This is a genomic window from Ruegeria sp. B10, assembly GCF_056539825.1.
The window spans coordinates 67,995-91,671 of sequence record NZ_JBQFVP010000009.1 but is presented as its reverse complement, the minus strand read 5'-3'; the positions used below and the strand labels follow the sequence as shown (position 1 = coordinate 91,671).

The following is a 23,677-nucleotide window of genomic DNA, read 5'->3' as shown; positions in this document are numbered from 1 at the left end:
TGAACGAGAATTGGAAGGAACGGTAAATGGCTGAGAGTCTGCAAAGTAAAGAGTGGCCGCTTCGGATAACGGGGTCGTATAGCTATGGTGAGGATGATCTTGTCATCAGGCGGGCCGTCGTCTCGGAAGAACTGGGAAAACTGACCGAAATTCAGGTCGAATTCCTGTCGGAAAAGACGACGATTGCGTTGGACAAGCTACTGGGCAAGGTGATGACCATCCATCTGGCTGCTGACGGGGCCGAGCGTAAATTCACTGGCACGATCGTGAGGGTGGAGCGGCTGGCGCTGCGCGATGGCTATGTACAGTTTCTGGCCGAATTGCGCCCTTGGTTCTGGCTGCTGACGCAGACCACCGACAGTCGCATCTTTCAGGAAATGACCGCCGTGCAGATCATCGAAAAGATTTTCGGTGAATACGGGCTTACGGATTTCAGAAAAAGCCTGCGCGCCACTTACCAGCAGCGCGAATATTGCGTGCAATATCGCGAAACGGATTTCGACTTTATCTCGCGCCTGATGCAGGAAGAGGGCATCTACTACTATTTCGACTACACAAATGCCAAAGACAAGAATGAGACGCTGGTCATGTGCGACGGACCAAACGCGCATACGCCGATTGCCGGTGACGCAAAGGTCGAATTCCGAGGCGGGGATGACTACAGCCAACGTCTTGGTGACTCGGTCACCGAATGGGCCGCGTCCGAGACGATCCGGCCCGGAGTTGTCTCGCTAGGCGATTTTGATTTCGAAAAGCCCAAGGCATCGCTGGATGCGCGGGCCAAAACGCCGACCGGCGCAAAGCACGGGTTCAAGGACAAACTTGAGCTTTACGATATTCCAGGCCACTACAAGGAAACCGGGCCGGGCAATACGCTGGCCAAGGTGCGGATGACGGCCGAGGATGCTCTGTTCGACCGGCGGCGCGGGCGGGCCTCGGTCCGGGCGCTGGAAACCGGGCGCAAGTTCACGCTGAAGGATCATCCCGACAAGGCCGAGAACGCGGAATACCTGATCACCAAGGCGCGGTACTTTCTTCAGACCACCGAAGGTTATGGATTTGCCAAGAACGATAAGGATCTGGACACCGGTGCGCTGGAGTTTCCGGAGGACAGCAATGAGATGTTCATGGTCGAGTTTGAGGCCCAGCCCGGCAAAACCGAATTCAAATCGCTGCGCACGATCCCGTGGCCCGAAATCTCGGGTCTGCACACAGCCATTGTGACCGGCAAGGCCGGTGAGGAAATCTGGACCGACAAATATGGTCGCATCAAGGTTCAGTTCCATTGGGACCGCGAAGGCAAGAAGGACGAAAAGACCACCTGCTGGGTGCGGGTTGTCACCCCTTGGTCGGGTAAGAACTGGGGTATGGTCAGCATCCCCCGGATTGGGCAGGAAGTTGTCATCCAGTTCGAAGAGGGTGATCCGGATCGGCCGATCTGCACAGGCATGCTCTACAATGCCGACACCATGCCACCCTATGCCTTGCCCGCAAACCAGACGCAAACAGGGATCAAGACGCGGTCCTCGAAACAGGGCAGCGCCGAGACGTTCAACGAACTGATGTTCGAGGACAAGAAAGACGCCGAACTGGTGCGCTTTCAAGCGCAGAAGGATCACGAGAAGCTGGTCAAGAATATGTCCACGATTACCATTGGCTATGACAAGCTGGACAAGGGTGGCAATGGCGGTGACGGCTGCCTCAGCCAAGTGGTCAAGAAGAACGTGGATGAGACGATCAAGGAAGGTGACCATACTTTCACCATCGAGAAGGGTAACCAGACGGTCAGCATCAAGACTGACCAGACCGAGACTATCGAGGGCAAGTCCACCCGCACCGTCACAGGCAATCACGCCGAGACGATCAAGGAAGGCGACAAATCCACGACGGTCAAGATGGGTGACATTCAGGTCGATGCCAAAATGGGCAAGATCACAATGACCGCAATGAAGTCGATCGAATTGAAGGTTGGTGGCTCATCGATCAAACTGGACCCGACAAGCATTACGATCAAGAGCACGATGATCAAAGTCCAGGCCAATGCCAAGTTGGATGCAAAAAGTCCGATGACGACGGTCAACGGTGACGCCATGCTGACCCTCAAGGGCGGCCTGACAATGATCAACTAAGGGGGCGACGCGATGACAGACCGTTTTTCCGGAATGACCAAAACGCCCCAGATGCCCGCTGCGCGCATGCTGGCCGATGCCAATGCCCGCCTGAGCGTCAAGCTAGAGGCCCCGGCCAGTGCGCCTTTGGATGTGGTGTTGACTGAATTGGAAGAGAAAGGCGCAGTGATCGATATCCTACGCCTTCTGGGGGTGGCCTTGCCTGCCCGAGAGCGCGTGTGGTGGTCTTGTCTGGCCGCGCGCGACTATATCGGTGAGGCCCCGGACAACAACACGCCCGCACTGGCGGCGTCTGAGGAATGGGTGTTTCGCCCTACGCCTGAAAACCGCGACAAGGCGGGCGCGACGATTGATCTCGCCGAACCAGACGATGAGACGGTAAATTGCGCCATGGGCGTGTTATACTCGGACGGAACCTTGGGTTCGGGTGATCTGGCCAACGTTCCGGCCCCTCTCGGTGCGGCCGAAGTTGTGGCCTTTGCGATGAATGTTGTTGCAATGGACAAACATGAAGAGGATTTTGACTCCTACGTGCAGTTGCTGATTGACCGTGGGGTCGATATTGCTCGGGGTGGAAATGGTAAGCTGGACCGCGAGAACGCCAGCGCTGAGAAAGAGGAGTAAGCATGGGATTCCCGCAAGCACGAATCTTGGATTTGCATGCGTGTACGCTGCCTGCTCCTCCGCCAGCCCCGCCACCGCCAGCTCCGGTGCCGATGCCGATCATGCCGCCCTGCTGTACGACGGTTCTGGTGGGTAAACTGCCCGCGGCGCGTCTGTCAGATATGGCGACACCGGCATTTCCGCACCCGATCATCAAGGGTTCGGCCACCGTCCTGATCGGCAAGCTGCCTGCCGCCCGTGTAACGGATACCTGCGCTTGTGGTGGTCCGATCATCAAGGGCGAGTTTACCGTACTGGTCGGAGGATGAAGACAAACGAATGACGGTCACTTTGAAATTCCAATCCACCGGCGTGGTGCCGGGCGACGGGCGCCCGGTCTCGATGCAGGGGGGCTCTTTGACCGTGGGGCGTGGGCCGGCCAATGACTTGGTTCTGCCTGACCCTGAAAAGACGCTTAGCAAAAGCCATTTCGTGATTGAAGATCACAATGGAAACGTGGTGATTGTTGATCTGTCGACGAACGGAACTTTTCTGAACTACTCGAAAATACCTCTAGGCCGGACACCGACGCCGCTCAACAATGGCGACGTGCTGGTTGCGGGTGGGTACGAGATGGTTGTCGAAATTGGGGCGGACCTGCCCAGTTTCGAAGAATCGATCCCCCAGCCTGCGCAACAGGCGGGGGTGTCTCCGGGTATGTCCCAGAACGCGCCGGATCCGATGGCGTTGCTGGACGATGCCGCTCCAGGCGGGGATTTTCTTGATGATCTTTTGGGCGGTGAAGCCAAAGGGCCCGGGCAGATTTCCACGCCCGACCCGATGGATGAACTGCTGCCGCCCTTGGAGGATGACGATCCGTTCTTTGCAAAGCCCAAGGATGTGCATGCGGATATGGGCGCAAGCGATGCGATGCATAACCCCTCGGCCAGCGACGCGTTTACCGCACCCTCCGCAGGCGGAGCGAACCTGATCCCTGATGACTGGGACGATGATCTGCTTTCGCCCTCGGGCGGCTCTGCCTCGGACCCATTTGCCGCGCCTGAACCGGCGCGTCCGGAACCCACCGCGCCGCCTCCGATCAAGCCAAAGCCGGGCGGGCAGGCCGAGGTAGCTCCGCCCCCCGAACCGGTTGAGGCAGAGAATCCCGTTCCGACCAGCGGTGGCGATCAATCCGCTGCCCGTGCCTTGCTGGAGGCGTTGGAGGTCGACGATCTGCGCATCGACGACGCTGATCTGCCTGCCACAATGGGCCGTATGGGCCGTGTGTTGCGGGTGATGATCACTGGTTTGCGGGAAATCCTGATGACCCGCACATCGATCAAGTCCGAGTTCCGTATCGAACAGACCATGATCAATGCTGGCGGCAACAACCCGTTGAAGTTCTCGATCAGCCCCGAACAGGCGATTGAGGCATTGGTCAAGCCGCGTGTTAAAGGCTACCTAGCCTCGGAAGAGGCGACCGAACAGGCGCTGAACGATATCAAGGCGCATGAGGTCGCGATGGTCACGGGCATGGAGGCCGCTCTCAAGGGCGTTCTGGCCCGGCTGGACCCCGAGGTGCTGGCAGGAAAAATTGAAGGTTCCGGCAAACTTGGGTCACTTTTTAAAGGTAAAAAGGCCCAATACTGGGAAGTTTACGAGAAGATGTATGCCGATATCTCGGATCAGGCAGAGAATGACTTTCACGATCTCTTCAGCCGGGAATTCGCGCGCGCGTATAAAGAACAGCTGGAAAAGCTGAAGTAACGCCCCATCGCGGGCGGCAAGAACAAGGGAGGGCAGCCATTGTCCTGGGACAGCAAGGTGCTTTGGACCGAAGGGTTGTTTTTGCAGCCCCATCACTTCCAGCAGGCGGATCGGTATACCGAGGCGCTGGTGGCTGGTCTCGCTCGCCGGGTCACGCCTTATGCTTGGGGTGTCAGTGCGTTAGAGATCGATGATGAAGTGCTCAAGGTCGGTCAGTTTGCCTTGAAATCCTGCTCGGGGCTGACGCCGGACGGACAGGTATTTCGCGTGCCGCAGGCCGAAGATCACCCGCCTGCGCTGGAAGTGCCCGAGACGATCAAGGATTGTGTGGTTTACCTGACGGTTCCGCAGCGGCGGCAGGGTGCCTCAGAGGTGGATCTGAGCGGGGCTGAGCAATCGGTCAGCCGTCTGCGCCCGGCCGAGCAGGAAATCACCGATGTGATGAGCCAGCAGAAAAAGCCTGTCACGTTGGGTGTAGGCAAACTTCGCTTGCAGTTCGCGCTGGAAGTGGATGATTTGGCGGATAAATTGGCGATCCCGATTGCCAAGATCATCGAAGTGCGTCCGGACAAAGAGATCATTCTGGATCGCGGCTTCATCCCATCGGTGCTGGACGTGCGCGCCGCTGCAGCGTTGGCGGGTTTCATGAATGAGCTTGAGGGGATGCTGTCGCACCGCATGCAGGCCTTGGCAGGGCGTCTTTCGGATGGCGGGCCAGCCAAAGGGGCTGCCGAGATTTCGGACTTCCTGCTGTTGATGACCATCAACCGCAACCTGCCCTTGGTGCGCCATTTCGCCAATATCGAAAACGTGCATCCCGAACATGTCTACCGTGTCTGCGCCGCGCTCGCCGGTGAGCTGGCGACCTTCATGAGTACCGAGAAAGAGGCCGTGCAATTCCCGGCCTACCAGCATGACGACCTGACCGCCTCGTTTGCGCCAGTCATTCGGACCCTGCGACAGTATCTGAGTTCCGTGTTGGAGCAGACAGCGGTCTCAATCCCGCTGGAGGCGCGGAAATATGGCATCAGCGTGGGCGTGATTGCCGACCGCAAGCTTATCGGCAACGCCGGTTTCGTGCTGGCCGTGAATGCGGATATCCCGGCTGAGGACGTACGCCGTCATTTCGCCGGGCAAGCCAAAACCGGACCGGTTGAGGAAATCCGTCAGTTAGTGAACTCGGCGCTTCCCGGTATCACTTTGCGCCCGTTGCCGGTTGCCCCGCGGCAGATTCCATATCACTCCGGTGTCGTCTATTTCGAACTGGATGCCGCCAGCCCATACTGGGGCAAGATGACCACCTCGGGTGGGATCGCGGTTCATGTATCGGGGCAATATCCGGGACTTGAGATGGAGCTGTGGGCGATCCGCAACCAATAAGAGTGAACGTGATCACTGGCGGTGCCAAAACAATTTGATAGGGCTTGATATGTGGGTCACACTCGTGACGCGGAAGCCTTAGGGGAACAGGTCAAAGAATGTCCGACAAAGATCCATTTGCCGAACCGGACGACACCGACAAGACGGTCATTCGCCCCAATCCCGGTGGGCGACGTCAGGCGGGTGGAATGCCGCAACAACCGGCTCCGCAGCAACCGGCCGGATACCCGGATCCGATGCAAGCGCCACAGCCCGAGCCCGTGGGGCAACCTGCGCCGGGCGGCGCCGGCTATGGTGTGCCTCAATCCCAGACGCCCCAATCCCGGCCTGCGTCGGGCGGAGAAGAGGTTGCGACTACGGGTATGAACCGGCTGAACGCCTGCGCGGCATCGCTGTTTTCGTTGATCAGCCGTATTCGCAATCGCGCGCAGCATATGGATCCGGACAAGCTGCGCCAAAGCGTTGTGGCCGAGGTGCGCGCGTTTGAAAATGCCGCTTTGCAGGCAGGCATTGCGGCACAGACCGTTAAGATCGCACGCTATGCTTTGTGCGCGACTTTGGACGACGTTGTTTTGAATACACCGTGGGGTGGCCAATCCAGTTGGGCGACCCAGTCGCTGGTCGGCACCTTCCATCGAGAGACCGTCGGCGGTGACCGCTTCTATGACCTGCTGGCACGTCTCGAACAGGACCCGGCCAACAATATTGAGCTTCTGGAGTTCGTCTACATGTGCCTTTCGCTTGGGTTCGAGGGGCGTTTGCGCGTTGAACAGGGCGGCGCGGACAAGCACATGCAGATCCGTCAGGGTCTGGCGCGGATCATTCGCGCTCAACGAGGTGACGTGGAACGTGACCTCGCCCCGCATTGGGAAGGGGTCGACAAACCCTACCGCGCACTCAGCCTTTGGAAGCCGGTCTGGATCGCTGTTGGGGTGACCGCGCTGCTGCTGCTGGTCGAATTTGGCGGGTTGTCTTATCTGCTGTCCAACAAGACGGAAAACCTTGTGGGACAAATGTCGGTGATTGATGCTGGCCGGGTGACAGAGCTGCAGCGCCGCGCGCCGCCGCCACCGCCGCCACCGCCGCAAGCCCAGCCGCAGGTCGAAAAGGTCGTTGCTTTCCTCCAGCCCGAGATCGACGAAGGGCTGGTTGAGGTTTTTGAGAAGGGCAACACGCTGATTATCCGGATCAAGGGATCTGGCATGTTCGGGTCGGGTTCGGATCATCTGCAGGACAAATTCAAGGAGCCGGTGCGCCGCGTGGCTGTTGCGTTGGACGGCGAACCCGGAGGGGTCATCGTGACAGGACACTCAGACAATGTGCCGATCCGCTCATCGCGCTTTCCGTCCAACCTCGCTCTGTCTCTGGCACGGGCTAAATCAGTGATGAACCAGATGGCGGGTGAGATTTCCGATCCCGACCGCCTAAGCGCCGAAGGCCGCGCCGATAGCGAACCGATTGCCGACAACTCGACCCGCGAAGGCCGGGCCACGAACCGCCGGATCGAAGTCCTGCTGGTTCAGGAGGAGAACTGATGATCCGCCGCGTTTTAAGATATGTTTTCATGTCGATCTACACCGTGCTGTTCTTCACGGCGACGGTACTGGCTGGGTGTCTGTACTATTTCGGCCCGTGGATCGGCTCGGATGAGTGGCGGCCACTGGACGGGGTCGGAACTCGCCTAATCTGGTGCGGGGTGATCTATCTGGTCTTCTTCCTGATCGGTCTAACCATTTTCTTGCTGCGTCGACGTCGCGAAAAGAAACTGACGGAAGAGATCACTGAATCCGTCGCCGATGGCGGCGATATGATCGACAGCGAGATTTCCGAGCTGCGTGGCAAACTGAAAACCGCGATGGCGGCTTTGCGCAAGTCCAAGAACGGGCGGCGCCATCTGAATGAGCTGCCCTGGTACGTCATGATCGGCCCTCCGGGGGCTGGTAAAACGACAGCGATTGTGAACTCGGGCCTGAACTTCCCGCTGGCCGATGAGCTAGGCAAGACTGCGATTGGCGGTGTCGGCGGTACGCGGAACTGTGACTGGTGGTTCACCGAGAACGCCGTTTTGATAGACACAGCCGGGCGCTACACCACGCAGGAAAGCGACGCCGAGGTCGACAATGCGGCCTGGATCGGGTTCCTGAACCTGCTCAAGAAATACCGCAAAAGGCAGCCGATCAATGGTGCGATGATTGCGATTTCGCTGTCTGACCTGTCTTTGCAGGATGAGGTCACGCAAAAGGAACACGCCAAAGCCGTCCGTCGCAGGCTGGAAGAGTTGCGCGAAAAATTGGGCGTGCGGTTCCCGGTTTATATTCTGTTCACCAAGGCCGACCTAATCGCAGGTTTTGCCGAATTCCACGACAATCTGGGCAAAGAAGACCGCGAGCAGGTCTGGGGCTTTACTCTGCCACTGGACAAATCGCGCAGCGAGCAATCTCCGGTTGCGGCTTTTGATGAGGAGTTCGCCCTACTTCTGGGTCGTCTGAATTCGCAGTCCTTGGAGCGGATGCAGACCGAGACAGACCCGCAGCGTCGGGCGCTAATTGCGGGTTTCCCGATGCAGGTCGCCTCGGTACGCAAAGTCGCACACGAGTTTCTGACCGAGGTGTTTCAGGACAGCCGCTATCAGCATCGCCACATGCTGCGCGGGGTGTATTTCACCTCCGGCACGCAGGAAGGCACGCCGATTGACCGTTTGATGCTGGGCATGGCGCGGACCTTTGGGATCGGTCGTCAGGCTATCGGCTCGGGGCAGGGGTCGGGTCGCTCCTATTTCCTGACGCGCCTGTTCGATCAGGTGATCTTCCGCGAGGCTGGTCTGGTCAGCGCCGATGACAAGGTGGAAAAGCGCTACAAGATCACCAAATGGGCCTCGATTGCCGCGACTGTCATTGCCGCCGTCACGGTCGGGGCTTTGCTGGTGCGCAGCTTCATGGGCAATACCGACCTGATAGCCGAGGCGCAGGAGGGTGTCTCGGCCTATCAGGCCGCCGCCGCCACCTTGCCGCCCAGCCCCGTTGGCGACACCGATCTGGTTCCGGTCGTGCAAGCGTTGAACACGCTGCGCGACCTGCCGGCCAACCCGACGCTGTCGGATCCTGAACCTGAAACACGTCTTACCTACGGTCTCTATCAGGGCGACGTTATCGGCACACAGGCGGCGCAAACCTATCGCGCGGCGTTGAACCAGCGCCTGTTGCCGCGTCTTCTGCTGCGTCTGGAAGAGCAGATGAGCGCCAACATCAATAACCCTGATGTGCTCTATGAGGCGCTGAAGGTCTATCTGATGCTGGGTCTGCAGGGGCCGATGAACCAGGATTTGGTCAAGGAATGGATGAACATTGATTGGAGCGTGTCCTTCCCCGGCCCATCGCGTGAGGAATTCCGTGCGGATCTGAACGATCACCTCGACGCCATGCTGAGCCAACCGATGCAAGAGATCGCCCTGAATGGTCCGATGGTGGATCAGATTCAGGGTATCCTGTCGGAACTCCCACTGGCGCAGCGTGTCTATAACGGCATCGTCTCCAGCCCCGCGGCCACAGCGCTGCCGGAGTGGCGCATCACCGAAGTGGGCGGCCCCGCTGTTGGTCGCGTTCTGGTGCGGTCCTCCGGGAAACCTCTGAACGACGGGATTGAAGGTATTTTCACCTATAATGGCTTCAATAACGTCTTCCTTGGTGAGGCGATTGGCGTCGCCAAACGCGTGCAGAAGGAAAGCTGGGTTCTGGGACCCCGAGGTGAGGCTGAACAGACCGAGCAGGCTCTTGCTGCCCTCAGCCGTGATGTTCTTGACCTCTACTACAACGACTACATCGCCCGCTATGATGCGATGCTGGGCGATATCGACATCGTGCCGATGGAAAGCCTCAGCCACGCGGTTGAGGTCACCAATGTGCTGTCAGGTCCGACTTCGCCTATCGTGAATGTCCTGAATTCGATCTCGGATGAGACGAAATTGACCGAAAACCGGTCAATTCTCTCGGGCAACGATGCGATCAGCGAAGGCGTTTCCGGGGCCGCCGCGATTGAGTTGCAGTCGGCCACCTCAGCGCAGACACAGATCCTGTTGGAAGCCTTGGCCAAAACCAGTGGTGTCAATGCCGGCGAACCCGTGCAAGAGCCGGGGCAGTATGTCGAGGACCGCTTCGATTGGTTGCATCAATTGGTTGAGCGGCAAGAGGGGCAACCTTCGCAACTGGACATGCTGATGGGGTCGCTGACAAGCGTATATCAGGAGCTGAACAAAATGTCGTTCAGCGGAGTCTCGGGTGGCGAAACCGGGCAGGCTCTGCAGCAGTTCCAGCAAGAGGCCGCCCGTATTCCCGGCCCGATGGAACGCTGGGCCCTGCAGATCATCGACGGCTCGTCCGGGATCACCTCGGATAGCACCCGCTCGTCCATCAACGCGCGGTGGCAATCGACGGTTCTGCCGTTCTGCGAGCAGGTCGTCGGGGATCGCTATCCGTTCAACCGCCGCTCGGGCGCGGATGTCGCGATGGGTGACTTTGGCAAGTTGTTCGGCCCGCAAGGTCTGATCGACTCGTTCTTCAATGAAAACCTCGCCAAACATGTTGATATGCGCACGCGTCCATGGTCGTGGAAGTCCGGGGTCAATGCGACCGATCTGGGCATCAGTCAGGCGGTTCTGACCCAGTTCCAGAACGCAGCCGAGATCAAGGAGGCTTTCTTTGCTGCAGGTCCGCAGCCGCAAATCCAGTTCCAGATCATGCCCGAGGCGCTGGATCCCAAGGCCAAAGGCGTCAAGCTTGAGATTGATGGCCAAGTGCTGGAGTTCAAACATCGCGGCGGTTTGCCCTCACCCCTTGCGGTGACATGGCCGGGATCGGTTGGGCTGGCGCGCGTCAGTTTTGAGCCGGAAAAGCGCAATATCGAAAGCGTTCTGTCCAAGGACGGCCCCTGGGCTTGGTTCCGCCTGCTGGACGCGGCCGAGGTAAGGCGCACCAATGTGTCTGATCGCAAGAAGGTGATCTTCAATGTCGGTGGGCGCATCGCAATCTTTCAGTTGCAGTCAGGTTCGGTCATCAACCCCTTCGCTTTGCCCGCGCTGCAGAAATTCAGCTGCCCCAAGTCGTTCTGATGCAGACTGGCGGGTTTGGTGCATTCGGCAAGATGCCCTCGGTCGGAGACTTCTTCCGACTTGGGGTGTCGCAGGCGTTTGTACAGCCGTGGGATGAGTGGATTCAGCGCAGCATGTTGGCTGCGTCAGAAGCTTTGGGTGAGGCATGGGATTCCCACTACATGTCTGCTCCGATCTGGCGGTTTTGCCTTTCGCCGGGGCTGGCTGGCCCGCAGAAAATGCTGGGGGTTTTGATGCCTTCGGTGGATCGGGTCGGACGGCGGTTTCCTTTGACCCTGGTCGCGGGGGTCTCGAACGAAGGGTCCGCCGCGTTGGCGCATTTCCGGGCGGCTGAGGTCTACCGACAGCTTGAAGATCTGGCGCTTGCCGCGCTCGAAGACGACATGACCCGCGACAAGCTGGCCGAAGGTCTGGCCGCTTTGCCAGCCCCAACGCAGCAACCGACGGCGCCTGTGCGCGCGCATGGGAACACGATGGTGCTGACCCGCGGGGAAGTCTCCGACAGCTTGTTGCCTGATCTGGCGGCGGGCTTGATGTCGCAAAGATATCGCACCCCAAGCGTTTGGAGCACTGAAATCGGCGGCGTCCCCCGAATGATGATCTGCGAAGGTTTACCGGATGGGGCAAACATGCAAGGCTTGTTCAACTTACACGCCGCATTGTGGACCGAGGCACGACCAATATGAATTCAAGTCACCGCGTTCGGTACAGTGCACGCAGCCATGTGGGCCTAAGGCGTAAGGTCAACGAAGACGCGGTGCTAGCGCTGCCCGAGGAAAGCCTCTGGTTGGTGGCTGATGGGATGGGCGGGCATGACGCGGGAGACTATGCCAGTCGATTGGTCGCGGATATGGTTGCCGCAATCCCGCCCGGTTTGGCCCCAGCAGATAGGTTGACCGCATTGCGGGACGCAATCCAGCGCGCCCATGCCGTGATCCGACAAGAGGCAGATGCCCGAGGTGGCGGCACGATTGGTACGACGGTTGCGTGCATGATGCTGGCCAATGGGCACTTTGTCGGGCTTTGGGCTGGGGATAGCCGTATTTATCTGCTGCGTGAGGGCAAGATCCAGATGCTTAGCACCGATCACTCGGTCGTGGCGGATCTGGTTCTGGCCGGTCAGATGAGTTGGGACGAGGCAGAGCAGCACCCTCAATCCAATGCGATCACACGGGCCGTGGGCGTTGGGGATGTTCTTGAATTGGACAAAGTCCGTGGCGAAGTGCAGTCGGGCGATCGTTTTCTGATCTGCTCAGACGGCCTTAGTAAATACGCGACCTTCCCGATGCTGGAAAAAGCACTGTCGGATATGCCGATCGAGACCGTCTCGGATCACTTGATACAGGTCGCGCTGGATGGAGGCGGGGCCGACAACATTACCGTGATTGTCGTCGACATCCTTTAACTTCACATTTTGACGCAGGAACGCCGCCGGAGCCTATTGCTCCAGCGTTGTCAGAATGCGGCTGTCCAGAGATAGAATTTGCGTTTCAACATTGCGGTCCTGCTCGCGCAGGGCCTCGGCATAACCTGCAGCGGATTCCGCGGTTGGGCGTATGGTACTGAACAGTTGATTGTCGGTATGCAGAACGATCACCTTGCTTTTCCCCAACGCGGTGTCATCGACCTTAAAGGCGATGCCGCCATTGTCTTGGCTTTCATCAATCGAATAGGCCACACGGACGGAGATCGGCCCGGACTCTCCGTCGCGCAGAGAGGCGATATCGTTGTCTTGGCGGGTGACGTTGGGCAGCAAGTGGAACACATTGCCTGACACATCCAAGACCGAGACGGACAGGTACCCATCCTGAACATCATCGGGCAGGTCGACATCAATGACCGGGTTTTGCCCGACAATGAAGTCGCCGGTCGGATTGGGGGCGTTGCCTTGCTCTCCGTTGAAGAACGCGATGGAGATATCACTGGTAGGTGCCGAGGGCAGGAAATTCTCGATCAGACACAGGGTCGGGTTCAGCAGCGTGACCTGCTCAAGATCGATAGGGCGTGAACCAGCGAGGGCTGTCAGCGCGGTGTCCAACCCGACCAAACTGTCCCTTGAGGCCAGCGTTCCGTCAACCTTGATCGGTGTTTCGGGGCCGTAGCCCGTGCTGGGTGCGTCGATCAGTTTTAACGCGCCGCAATCAGCTAGGCCGGACAGGATGGGTCGGACCTCATCTGCGGACAGGAACAGCGATTCCAACTCGATATCTGCGGTGCCTTGTAGCCCGTCGGGCAGACCGGCGGAGTAGAGCTGCTCTAGCTCGGCATGCAGGGCCTGATTGGTGGTTTGTCCGGTCAGCCGGGCCTCATTGCCTTCGACCACGAAATGCCACTCGTCCAGATCCATGGCGGCGTCGATGACGCCAGTCACCGCTGTTCCCCAGGTGTCGGAAATGTCGCCCGAGGCCAATGTGAGATCAACGTCGCCCCCTTCGGATGTGATCTCGCCGGTCATGGCGTCCCGCACGGTCTCGGACGGAACAAAGCCTACGGCACGCGGAGCCTGACCGGGTCGTTTATCTGCCACCAGAGTATAGGGCGATACGGTCGGGTATTGCGGTGCAAGGAAGCTGTCAAACAGACCGCCGAAATATCCGCCTGCGCCAATGCCAACGACCGCAAGCACGCCAACTGCGGCAACTACGCCTCCGCGCGAGGATTTAGCAGGCTCAGCTTTAGCAGGGGTGGCCTTGGGTTTCGGGTCCGGTTTCGCAACCGGGGCGGCGGATGGTGCGGTTGCGGGAGCCGCGCGCGGAGCGATCACGGTCGCATCGTCCAGATCGTCATGAGACGCGGCCGATCCATTCCGGGCCGCCGCCAGAGCGCGGAGGACATCTCCGGCGCTCTGATACCGATCGTCCGGGTTCGGAGCCGTCATCTTGTCGAGGATCGACTTCAGCGGTTCCGGTACGTCCTGAGTGTTCAGCGGCTCTTTCTTGTTTTCGACCACTTCCAGCAGGTTGCGCCCGGCATCGGCTTTTTGCCCCCGGAAATTGGCCAGCAGCAAGGCACCCAATGAATAGATGTCGGTGCGCTGATCGGTTTTGCCCGAAAGCTGCTCCGGCGCGGCATAGGCGTATTTCCCGGCAAACTCACCGCCTACAATTGTTTCGGCCCCGGGGTTTGTGTCCTTGGCGATGCCGAAATCAATGATAACGGCCTGCGCCGGGTCGCCATCGCGCAGGATGATATTGTCAGGGCTTAGATCACGGTGGACGATGTTGCGGGCATGTGCGGCCTCAAGCCCCTCGCAGACCCGTTTGCACACAGTCAGCACGTCGCCCGCCGACATAGGCCCAGCCTTGAGTTTCTGGTCGAGGCCCGGCCCGTCCACATAATCCATCACCAGATAGACATGCCCGTCGGCGGTTCGGTTGTTTTCAGAATAGCGGACAACCGCGTCGTGGCGGATGTCGCGGATTTCTTCTTCGCGGGTCAGCAGGACCAGATAGTCATCATTGCTGGAAAACTCCGCTTTCAGAACCTTCAAAGCGGCAAGCCGCCCCGAAATCTCGGAGCGGGCTCGATAAACGTCAGAAGTACCGCCCCGCCCAAGTATCGCTTCGATCCGATAGGTATTGTTCACCAGATCGCCCGGCTGAAACAGGTCGCCTGCGCGGGAGTCCGTCATGCTGTCCTCGGTTTAGTTAGAGTGGTGGTGTAATCAGCCGAGGGCCTGGAATTCAACGCGACGGTTTTCGTCGGCGCGCGGATTGTCCTTGTTCAGAGGTTCGGCTTCGCCCACGCCCAGTACCTCAAGCCGCTGTTCCGAGATACCGCAATCTCCGACGAGGAAGCGCTTGACCTCTTTGGCGCGCAGCAGCGACAGGTTCTGGTTGTATTCGGCGGAGCCTGCACTGTCGGTATGGCCGATGATTTGGAAGACGTTCACATCCACGTTCTTCATCGCTTGACACAGCGACGAAAGCTTGGGCTTTTCATCCTCACGCAGCGCGGCAGAGGCGAAATCGAAACGGATCTGGATATTGACCTGATCCTCGCTTGCGACCGGCTGGTATTCCGTCGGTGCAGCGGCGACGGTGGTTTCAGCTTCGGCCTCAGCCGTTTCGCCGGAATTCGACGGCACGATGACAAGGCCGCGCGTCTTCTGCTTGTTGAACGCGTCGGTGATTTCGTCTGCCGTCAACTCGCCTGACTGCGCCAGAGCAAACTGAGCGGTACACAGGACGGCGAATGCCGAGGTCCCGATGAACTTCCATGATGCAAATGCGGACATAACCCTAACCTTTCCGTGTTTGAGGGGAAGATTAGCCCCCCACCAGACGACCGACAATGAAGAATGTCACACAAGCGCTGGACATTTTTAGGTCAATAGCGTGACATCACGCGTCCAGCCTTTTAAGTTCATCTTATAAGGTGGCAGAATACAGGAAACATCAGGCAAATGCGCATCGTTCCGGCGATCATTCTGGGAGTGGCCATCATACTGGCTCCGATCATCTGGTACGTCTTTCCTTTGGTCGTCCCACTTGACGAGAATTTCGAAGGTCCCGCCATCGACTCAGGCGCCCGGATCGAGATTGAGATGCTCAGCCAGCAGCTGGATGATATGCGCGAACAGGTCGAACGGCTTTCGCTTGAGGTGTCACGCACCCAGAATGGTGCCGGGATCGTCCCGCAAGACAATTCGGCGGCGGATGACTATGGGTTTGACCGCTCGTCACCCAATGAGATCATTGACGCCTATGCGCAGGTCGTCCTGATCGCCAACCGCAACAAGGTGAACCGGGAGCTGGACTTGGCCGGGTCGTCCTTCTTGCGCGAAACATTCGGCCTGCCGCGCGAGGATCTGACGGATGAATGTCAGTCGATGACCAACCCGCGGCTTGAGGAGCTATTGGTGCTGGAAGAGGTCGGGCCGGTTCGGGTGCGGATGCTAAAACCTGCGGTTGATTCACTGCGGGCTGTATTCGATAACATTCAACGCACCGACCCCGACCTTTATGCGCGTATCAATACGGCCGGTTCGTTGTGTGTGCGCCGTATTCGCGGGGCGACGTCTTCGGCTTCGGCCCATGCTTACGGTCTTGCGGTCGACCTGAATATCGACGGTGTTCTGGATACGCTGGGCGACGGAAAAACCCAGTTGGGTCTGACTATTCTGGCCGATTTCTTCCGCGAGGAAGGCTGGGTATGGGGTGCAGCCTGGGGCCGTGAGGACTCCATGCATTTCGAGGTCAGCCGTAACAAGATCGAAGAGTGGCTTGAGGCCGGGATGCTCTGACTGCGCTTCTCTTGCGGTTTGTGAAGTCCGTCACAGACGCGTTGGGGTGCAAAGTAAATAAAGTGTTATCTATTCCAAAGGGGGCTGCGGAATGTTGAGAACGACCTTGCCATGGTCCCTTCGATGGGATTTCCTCGATACGTTTCTGGCTCATTGGTTCGGGCCGGTACGGGTAAAGGGTGTTTTTCTGGCATGACGCGGATCTGTCGTTTTCTGGTTTTGGCTTCCTGCGTCGCGATCGCGTCGACTGTGTTTTCCACGGTGGCGCAGGCGCAAAGCGCGTCGAACCTTGCCCCTTCCACCTTTCAGCCTCAGAACCAACGCAGCACCGGGCCTGTGACCGTAGCGCGCGATCCGGGCGCGCCGGTGCCCGAAGGCGCAGACAGGCTGTTTGTGACCGTTGGTCAGGTGCGGATCGAAGATGGTCTGCCTCAGATGGAGGCGGCAAATACGGCTTTCATTGAGCGCCTGACCGGCAAGCGCGTAGCCGTGTCCGAGATTTTCGCCGCCACCAACCGATTGGAAAGCGCCTATACCAACGCTGGTTTTGTGCTTAGCCGAGTGGTCCTGCCGCAGCAGACCCTGCGCGATGGGGGCACGTTGCGCATCGTCGTTATTGACGGGTTCATCGAACGCATTGATGCCGAGAAAGTGCCTCAGCAGGCGCGTGAGCGGGTGGTGATGATTACCAAACCTCTGATCGGCAAAAGGGGCATCAAACTGCAACAGATCGAACGTGCGCTACTGCTGGCCGGAGATACGTTTGGCGTGCGACTGGCCTCGACCCTGTCGGCGGGCGATGCGCGGGGCGGTACCATTTTGACGCTGGATGGTGAGTTTAAAGAGATCACCGGCTCTTACGGCTTTGACAATACGCTGTCGGATGAGCTTGGGCCGGGAAACCTGAACCTCGGCCTTGAGGTCAACGGCGCGCTGGAGATGGGAGAGACCTTCTATTTCCGCTTCGGCGGTTCGCCCAAACGGTTCTTCTCAAGCGATGCGCAGTACCGAATTGCGGCGGCGGGGACGGTTTTTCCGATCGGTTACGATGGGATGACGTTCAACGCCGAATACACGCTGAGTGAGGCGCAACCGGATGCGGAGCTGGTGCCAAATACCAGCAAATTCGAGCGATTTTCCCTGCGTCTCTACTATCCTTGGGTGCGCACACGGCGTCACAATCTGTCGTCGCAACTGATCCTGGACCGGATCAGCGACTCGCAGGATTTGATTGCCAGCTCAGGGTCGCTACCGGTTTATGATGACGATCTCAGTGTCTTGCGGGCAACGCTGGATGCAAGCTGGACCTATGACAATGGCGCGTTTCTGTCTGCCGGGGCTGTTCTGTCGCGCGGGTTGGATGCGTTCGGAGCCAGCACCTCGGTCGGGGCGGGGGATACGCCCTTGTCACGGCAAGGCGCCAGCGCGCAATTCACCAAGCTTGTTCTGTCGGCGCAGTACCAGCGCCCGTTGAATGCCAATTGGTCCGTGAACGTGAATGGCCGGATTCAATCCAGCTTTGGCGATCCGCTGGTGACCTCGGAACAGTTCAGTATTGCCAGCTCCAGTGAGCTATCGACCTTCGACGCGGGCGACCTGCGCGGAGATGACGGCTGGGTCGCCCGGGCCGAGCTTGGCCGGTCACAACAGACGCAAGTGGCCGGCTTTCCGATCCTTTTCAAGCCCTATGTTTTTGGGGCTTACGGCGTGTTAGGTTTAGAACAACCCACTGTTCTGGAACAAGGCACAACCCGGGCATATGCCTACGGTCTGGGCTTTGATGTGTTTACGATTGAGGACTCGACCTATCGGTCCGGGTCAGTACGAGTGGAATATGGGAGGGGGGAACGTGATGACCTCGGGGAAGATGGAAACCGGTTCAGTATCACTGCCAGCCGCCGCTTCTGAAGGTAGCGCAGCCATGACAGTCTCACGCCGCATTCTTCTGTCGGCCTCGGCCGTGCTATGGGGCACGACCGCGCTGGCGCAATCCCTCCCGACCGGAGGGACGGTGGCTGCGGGTGATGTCGCGATCAGCCAACCCAGCGGAAATCAGTTGAACATCACGCAGGGGTCGAATGCGGCCATCGTGAATTGGAACGGGTTTTCGATTGGCTCCGGCTCGACCGTGAATATCAATCAGCCGGGAGCGCAAAGCGTGATCCTGAACCGGGTCACAGGCAATACGACCAGTCAGATCCACGGTCAGCTGAACGCCAACGGGCAGGTGCATCTGGTCAACCCGAACGGCATTTTCATCGGTCCGAATGGCCATGTGAATACTGGGGGATTTGTGGCCTCGACCCTGAACATCTCGGACGATGACTTTCTGAACGGCCGCTATCACTATAACGGCAACGGGGCCTCGGCCGGGGTCGAGAACGCCGGTACGATTCAGGTTGTCCCCGGCGGTTATGCGGCCCTGATCGGCGGCAAAGTGTCAAACTCGGGTGTGATCCGTGTGCCAATGGGCAAAGTGGGACTTGGCGCAGGTGAGCAAGTCACGCTCGACGTGTCCGGTGATGGGTTTCTACAGGTTGCAGTTCCCTCGAACAGCGATGACGCCGCGATGGAGGCTCTGGTCACCAATTCGGGCCGGATCGAGGCGGATGGCGGAGTCGTTCACCTCAAGGCTGCCAGCGCTCGTGATGCGGCGCGTCGGGTCGTGAATATGTCTGGAGTGATCGAGGCGCGCTCGGTCGGTGGTGTGTCCGGAGCAGTTGTTCTGGGCGGCAGCGGCGGGGCCGTGCAGGTTTCGGGCCGCATTGATACCTCGGCGCGGGTGACATTGGTCGAGGCCTCTCCGCGCCCGGTGGCTCGAGATCAGAACGGTGGGTCGATCACGATTACCGGTGAAGCCATCGAATTGGCAGGTGCGGCTCTGAGCGCAGACGGTGCGGGCACTGGAAATGGCGGAGAGATCCGCGTTGGTGGTGACCTGCAAGGGGGCGGTGATCTGCAGCGGGCAAGCACCACGCTGGTCGACAGCGCAACGGTAATCAGCGCCAATGGCGGAGATCAGGGCGATGGCGGTCTGATAGTCGTCTGGTCGGATGACTACACATCGTTCTCGGGCTTCAACTCGGCCCGTGGGGGCGATCTGGCCGGAGATGGCGGTTTCGTCGAAGTGTCGGGCAAACTGGCCCTGAATTACGATGGCCTGACCGATACGCGGGCACCGTTTGGTGCGTATGGCACGCTGCTGCTGGACCCCACGAACATTACGGTGTCTGACACGGCAACGGGTCCGGGTTCGGTCACGCCGGGTACAATTGAAACGAACCTTGGCTTCGGTAACGTCACTCTGACGACTGCGGGAAGTGGCACTCTGCAGCCGGATGGAGACCCTATCGACCTTGGTGGCGATGATTCACAAGTTGGCACGATCACCGTCGACGATCCGATCACGTGGGGCAACGGCTCTCGGTTGACACTGCTTGCCAATGATTCGATCACGATCAACGCTGCGATCACCGCGACAAGCGGCGAGCTGGAACTGAACGCCGCCACAACGATTGGTACCGGCGCAGGAGGTACAATCAACGTCGACACCTTTACACTTACGAATGGCGCCTGGTCACAGGTAAGTTCCACGCTCCCAAGTTTCTCAGCGGGAACGCTTGACATTGCGTCTGGCGCAACATTCACCCGTGCGCTAGGTGGCACGGGTGCTGCCGGGTCGCCATTTCTGCTGACGGATGTGTTTGGCCTTCAAGGCATCTCGGACGGCAACAACTACGCCCTGGCAAATTCTATCAGTGCCGCGCCACTCAGTTCGTTCGATCCAATCGACTTTGCGGGTGGCACACTTGAAGGCAACGGCTTTTCGATAAACGGCCTCACCATTTCGACCAGTTCGTTCGGTGGCCTGTTCAACAATCTTGATGGCAATGTTCAAAACCTGCGCATCAACGGGGCCAGCGTTTCCTCTGGGGGCGGTGGTATCTTGGCGGGAACAAATGGCGGCACGATTTCCGGCGTTTCGGTATCCGGTAGCTTTAGCAGTAGTGACGAACAGGCCGGTGGTCTTGTTGGTTTCAACGATGGCACAATCACAGACAGTTTTTCGACAGCCAGTGTGACCGTGGCCACGACCGAGGCCAACTTGGTTGTCGCGGGCGGTTTGGTCGGCGAAAACAACGGAACAATAACTCGGTCTCACGCTACAGGAACCGTCAGTGGTTCTACGGCTGGTGATTTTTCCGTTGGTGGTCTGGTGGGTGACAACAACGGCCTTGTTCAGGATTCCTATGCAACCGGAAGTGTCTCAGGTACCAACCAGAGTTCGGCGCCCGGAGACTCGGCGACGCTCGGAGGCCTCGTAGGCTTCAACAATGGCGGCACAGTTGCCCGAAGCTATTCAACGGGCGGTGCCAGTTTTTCCGGCCCCAATACACCCACACTTGGTGGGTTAGTCGGTTCAAACTCTGGATCTGTGTCAGGTTCCTTCTGGAATACCGATACCTCTGGTCTGGCCACCAGCGCCGGGGGAACAGCACTCACCACAGCGCAGCTTCAGGATACCGTTGGGTTCTTTAACCTTGCGTCGGCTCAAGGTTGGGACTTTACCAACACGTGGGCGCCTGGAGCGAGCGGGTCAGAAGGCGGGACAAACCCGTTGCACTACACGACCTCGCCGGTCCTGTTCGTGGTGCCTGACACGCTTCTCATCCCCGAAGGAGAGGCTGAAACGACGACAGGAACGGGTACAATTTCTGGTGGCCCGTCTGTCTTTCGGTTCGGGCCGTCGGGTGACTCGCTGGATACGTCGCCGATCTTTGAGACTTTGACGTTTGCCAGCACCGAAAATGGGACCACGACTTATACCGTGGATACAAGTTCCCTCCTGAGTATCTCGGAGGTGTTCTATACCGTTTCCGCGCTGCCTGGCACGGCAATCATCGGGAACACTGTCATTCCGACCCCGCCGACCCCAACCATTGAAATCACCCCGACCGTGGATACAACCATCACCGGCGGCGGAGGTGGCGGCGGTGGCACTACGACCACAACGACAACCGAAGCAGAAGCGGCGCTAGGCACGGTCGAGAATGCGTCGCAGGACTTTGACGAGGTAATCTCTTCCTGTGCGGAACAGGGCAACAATGTCAGCGCCTATCTGGCCTGTATTGCCGATGCGATGGACGAATACGCCTCGGACCTCGATGCGATCGTTCAGGGTTTGCCGCCGGGTCTGGAATCCGTTGGCGATATCATCCGAGGTGCTAGTGCTGGTATTCGCGCAGCGGGCGAGGATGCGAACCGTCGTCTGGCACTTGCCACCACCGCTGAGGAGCGGGAGACGATCCGCCGCGAGGCAGTGCAGGAAGCCCGCCGTCAAATCCGTCAGGCGCAGCGCGAAATCCGCAAGGCGATCACATTGATACGAGCAACCGACCCCGAGCTTGTCAGTATCCAGAACCAGCAGGTAGATACAATCGTGGCAGCGGTTGGTCAGGCCGAGATTGGCCTGTCGCGCGCCATCGGTCTTTAACCCCATGGAGGCTCTGCGCCCATGTTCCTGATCCGTCTTTGCGCGGCCATGCTTTTGACCCTGTTCAGCGCTGTTGCGGCGCTGGCAGACAAACGTGTGGCGCTAATCATCGGGAACTCGGATTACCAGACCGTCGGGGTGCTCGACAATCCGATCAACGATGCCTCGGATCTGGCCATCGCGCTTGAGGGGCTGGGGTTCGACGTGTTCCTGGGTACAGATCTGACTCGGGATGAGATGCTGTCTTTGGCCGAATCCTATGGCGCGACGGCTGCGGATTCCGATGTCTCTTTGCTGTTTTACGCCGGGCACGGCTTTCAGGTAGACGGGCGTAACTATCTGGTTCCGGTCGATGCCAACCTGACCAGTGCCGCGGATATTCCGGAGCAGACCGTGGCGATGGAGGAGTTCGTTTCTCGGATGGAACGTTCCGACGGTATTCGTCTGGTGTTTCTGGACGCCTGCCGCGACAACCCTTTCGAAGACGGGGTGCTGAGCGTTGACGAAGGGTTGGCCCGCGTCGGCAGCGCGGCGGATTTTCTGTTCGCCTACGCCACGCAGCCGGACAACGTGGCCTTCGATGGCACCGGGCGGAACAGTTTTTTCACCGAAGCGCTGCTGAGCCATATTTACACGCCCGGTCAGGATATCTCGGACCTGCTGATCTCGGTCCGCAAGGATGTTCTGGCGTCGACCGGGGGGCGGCAGATCCCGTGGGACAACTCTTCGCTGACGCGGCAGTTCCGGTTTGACAACAGCCCGGTGACAGCTTCTGAGGAGACCTTACTGTGGCAGGTTGCGGCCAATGCGCAGGATGCCTCACTGATGCAGCTCTATATCGACCGCTACCCACAGGGCGCGCATGCCACTGAGGTTTTTGCGTTTCTGGATGAGGCCGGGCAGGGCGGCACCCAGACCCGCGCGCTGAGCGTCGAAGACCAGGACGAACAGGCCGAACGTCTTTGGAAACTGGCTCAACGCAGCCGGATGCGGCCTCTGCTGGAATTCTATCTTGAACAATACCCCGATGGCAGCCACGCCGCGCAAGCGCAGCGGCTGATCGCCTCGATCCCACGACCCGAGGACAGCACACCGGGCGGCATTTGCGAACGCCTCGCGACCCATCCCCGCGACCGCACGGCCAGCATCACGGGCGTTCCTTTCAGCCGGTTGCAGGAAAATGCGCTGACGGCCATTCAGGCGTGCAGCGCGGCGGCAGCCCAGTCACCGGATCTGTCGCACTATGTGGCGCTACTGGCGCGCGCGACGATTGCTGCGGGGGATGTGGAGCGTGCAGTGACCCTCTACAAACAGGCTGCTGCCGAAGGGGATTTGCGGGCGATGGTGTCTTTGGCGCAACTGCATGAAAGCGGCACCGGCGTCCCTCAGGATATGGGTGCAGCGCTGGACTTGTACGAGCGCGCGGCGGCAGGGGGCAGCGCGGATGCCATGATCAACCTCGCCGTCACCCTGTTTGAAGGCCAGATCGTTCCCAAAGACGATGCGCGCGCCGTCGCGCTTTTGCAGCAAGCCGCTGACGGTGGGTCGGCCAAGGCGACGTTCAATCTTGGGGTGCTGGCGCAAGATGGTGCCGCAGGTGAGCCCGAACAGGCATTGGGCTACTTCCAGAAAGCTGCGCGTGATGGCGAATATCAGGGCTATCTCGCGGCCGCGATCCTTCTGGACGAAGGGCGCGGCGTGCCTCGTGATCCGTTGGAGGCCGCGCGCATGCTTCTGCGCGGCGCTGCTGAGGATAACGGAGCGATCCTCGATCAGCTGTCCCTCGCCTCAGACCAATGGTCGCGCGATACCCTGATGGAGGTTCAACGGCTGTTGCAAAAGGCAGGCTATTACAACAGCACCATCGACGGTGTGCCGGGGCCGAATTTCATTTCGGCCCTGCGGCAATGGCGCAGTGGTGGGTTCGACCCGATCATTCTGGCCGAGAACTGAGT

General features: G+C 59.2%; 15 protein-coding genes. 13 read left to right on the top strand and 2 right to left on the bottom strand.

Features of this window, described 5'->3' with window-relative positions:
• Positions 1-26: 26 nt before the first annotated feature.
• From ACR0J4_RS13825 to ACR0J4_RS13785, 9 genes are all read left to right on the top strand, one after another.
• Positions 27-2,129 carry a type VI secretion system tip protein TssI/VgrG gene (locus ACR0J4_RS13825; protein ID WP_170643323.1) on the top strand — a complete coding sequence of 701 codons (2,103 nt, stop codon included), beginning with the start codon at positions 27-29 and terminating at the stop codon, positions 2,127-2,129.
• Positions 2,130-2,141: 12 nt separating this feature from the next.
• Positions 2,142-2,753 carry a DUF6931 family protein gene (locus ACR0J4_RS13820; protein WP_170378403.1) on the top strand — a complete coding sequence of 204 codons (612 nt, stop codon included), beginning with the start codon at positions 2,142-2,144 and terminating at the stop codon, positions 2,751-2,753.
• A 2-nt stretch (positions 2,754-2,755) separates the two neighbouring features.
• Positions 2,756-3,061, top strand: coding sequence for a PAAR domain-containing protein (locus tag ACR0J4_RS13815; RefSeq protein WP_170467447.1), 306 nt, complete (start codon positions 2,756-2,758; stop codon positions 3,059-3,061).
• Positions 3,062-3,071: 10 nt separating this feature from the next.
• Complete coding sequence (gene tagH, locus ACR0J4_RS13810) at positions 3,072-4,499, top strand: type VI secretion system-associated FHA domain protein TagH (RefSeq protein WP_170643324.1); 1,428 nt, start codon at positions 3,072-3,074, stop codon at positions 4,497-4,499.
• A gap of 39 nt (positions 4,500-4,538) precedes the next feature.
• Positions 4,539-5,879, top strand: a complete 1,341-nt coding sequence (gene tssK, locus ACR0J4_RS13805; protein WP_170378397.1) for a type VI secretion system baseplate subunit TssK — start codon at positions 4,539-4,541, stop codon at positions 5,877-5,879.
• 98 nt (positions 5,880-5,977) lie between these two features.
• On the top strand, positions 5,978-7,414 hold the full coding sequence (gene icmH / locus ACR0J4_RS13800) for a type IVB secretion system protein IcmH/DotU (protein ID WP_170643325.1): 1,437 nt from the start codon (positions 5,978-5,980) through the stop codon (positions 7,412-7,414).
• Positions 7,414-10,983, top strand: a complete 3,570-nt coding sequence (gene tssM, locus ACR0J4_RS13795; protein WP_170643326.1) for a type VI secretion system membrane subunit TssM — start codon at positions 7,414-7,416, stop codon at positions 10,981-10,983. The genes icmH and tssM overlap by 1 nt, the downstream gene beginning before the upstream one ends.
• Positions 10,983-11,669 (top strand): type VI secretion system-associated protein TagF, encoded by a 687-nt coding sequence (tagF, locus tag ACR0J4_RS13790; RefSeq protein ID WP_170643327.1) that lies wholly within the window; start codon positions 10,983-10,985, stop codon positions 11,667-11,669. Before tssM ends, tagF begins: the two co-directional genes overlap by 1 nt.
• On the top strand, positions 11,666-12,388 hold the full coding sequence (locus ACR0J4_RS13785; RefSeq protein WP_170643328.1) for a protein phosphatase 2C domain-containing protein: 723 nt from the start codon (positions 11,666-11,668) through the stop codon (positions 12,386-12,388). The genes tagF and ACR0J4_RS13785 overlap by 4 nt, the downstream gene beginning before the upstream one ends.
• A 33-nt stretch (positions 12,389-12,421) precedes the next feature.
• On the opposite strand, the gene ACR0J4_RS13780 is transcribed toward ACR0J4_RS13785, so the two are convergent.
• Positions 12,422-14,614, bottom strand: coding sequence for a serine/threonine protein kinase (locus tag ACR0J4_RS13780; RefSeq protein WP_170643329.1), 2,193 nt, complete (start codon positions 14,612-14,614; stop codon positions 12,422-12,424).
• Between the two features lie 33 nt (positions 14,615-14,647).
• Positions 14,648-15,220, bottom strand: a complete 573-nt coding sequence (locus ACR0J4_RS13775; RefSeq protein WP_170639701.1) for an OmpA family protein — start codon at positions 15,218-15,220, stop codon at positions 14,648-14,650.
• A 168-nt stretch (positions 15,221-15,388) separates the two neighbouring features.
• On the opposite strand from ACR0J4_RS13775, the gene ACR0J4_RS13770 reads away from it, so the two are divergent.
• From ACR0J4_RS13770 to ACR0J4_RS13755, 4 genes are all read left to right on the top strand, one after another.
• Positions 15,389-16,228, top strand: a complete 840-nt coding sequence (locus ACR0J4_RS13770; protein ID WP_170549477.1) for a M15 family metallopeptidase — start codon at positions 15,389-15,391, stop codon at positions 16,226-16,228.
• 192 nt (positions 16,229-16,420) lie between these two features.
• Entirely contained in the window at positions 16,421-18,136 is a 1,716-nt protein-coding gene (locus ACR0J4_RS13765; protein ID WP_170549480.1) for a ShlB/FhaC/HecB family hemolysin secretion/activation protein, read from the top strand.
• Positions 18,137-18,149: 13 nt separating this feature from the next.
• Entirely contained in the window at positions 18,150-21,722 is a 3,573-nt protein-coding gene (locus tag ACR0J4_RS13760; RefSeq protein WP_170643330.1) for a two-partner secretion domain-containing protein, read from the top strand.
• Positions 21,723-21,743: 21 nt separating this feature from the next.
• Positions 21,744-23,675 carry a caspase family protein gene (locus ACR0J4_RS13755; RefSeq protein WP_170643331.1) on the top strand — a complete coding sequence of 644 codons (1,932 nt, stop codon included), beginning with the start codon at positions 21,744-21,746 and terminating at the stop codon, positions 23,673-23,675.
• The last annotated feature ends 2 nt before the right edge of the window (positions 23,676-23,677 follow it).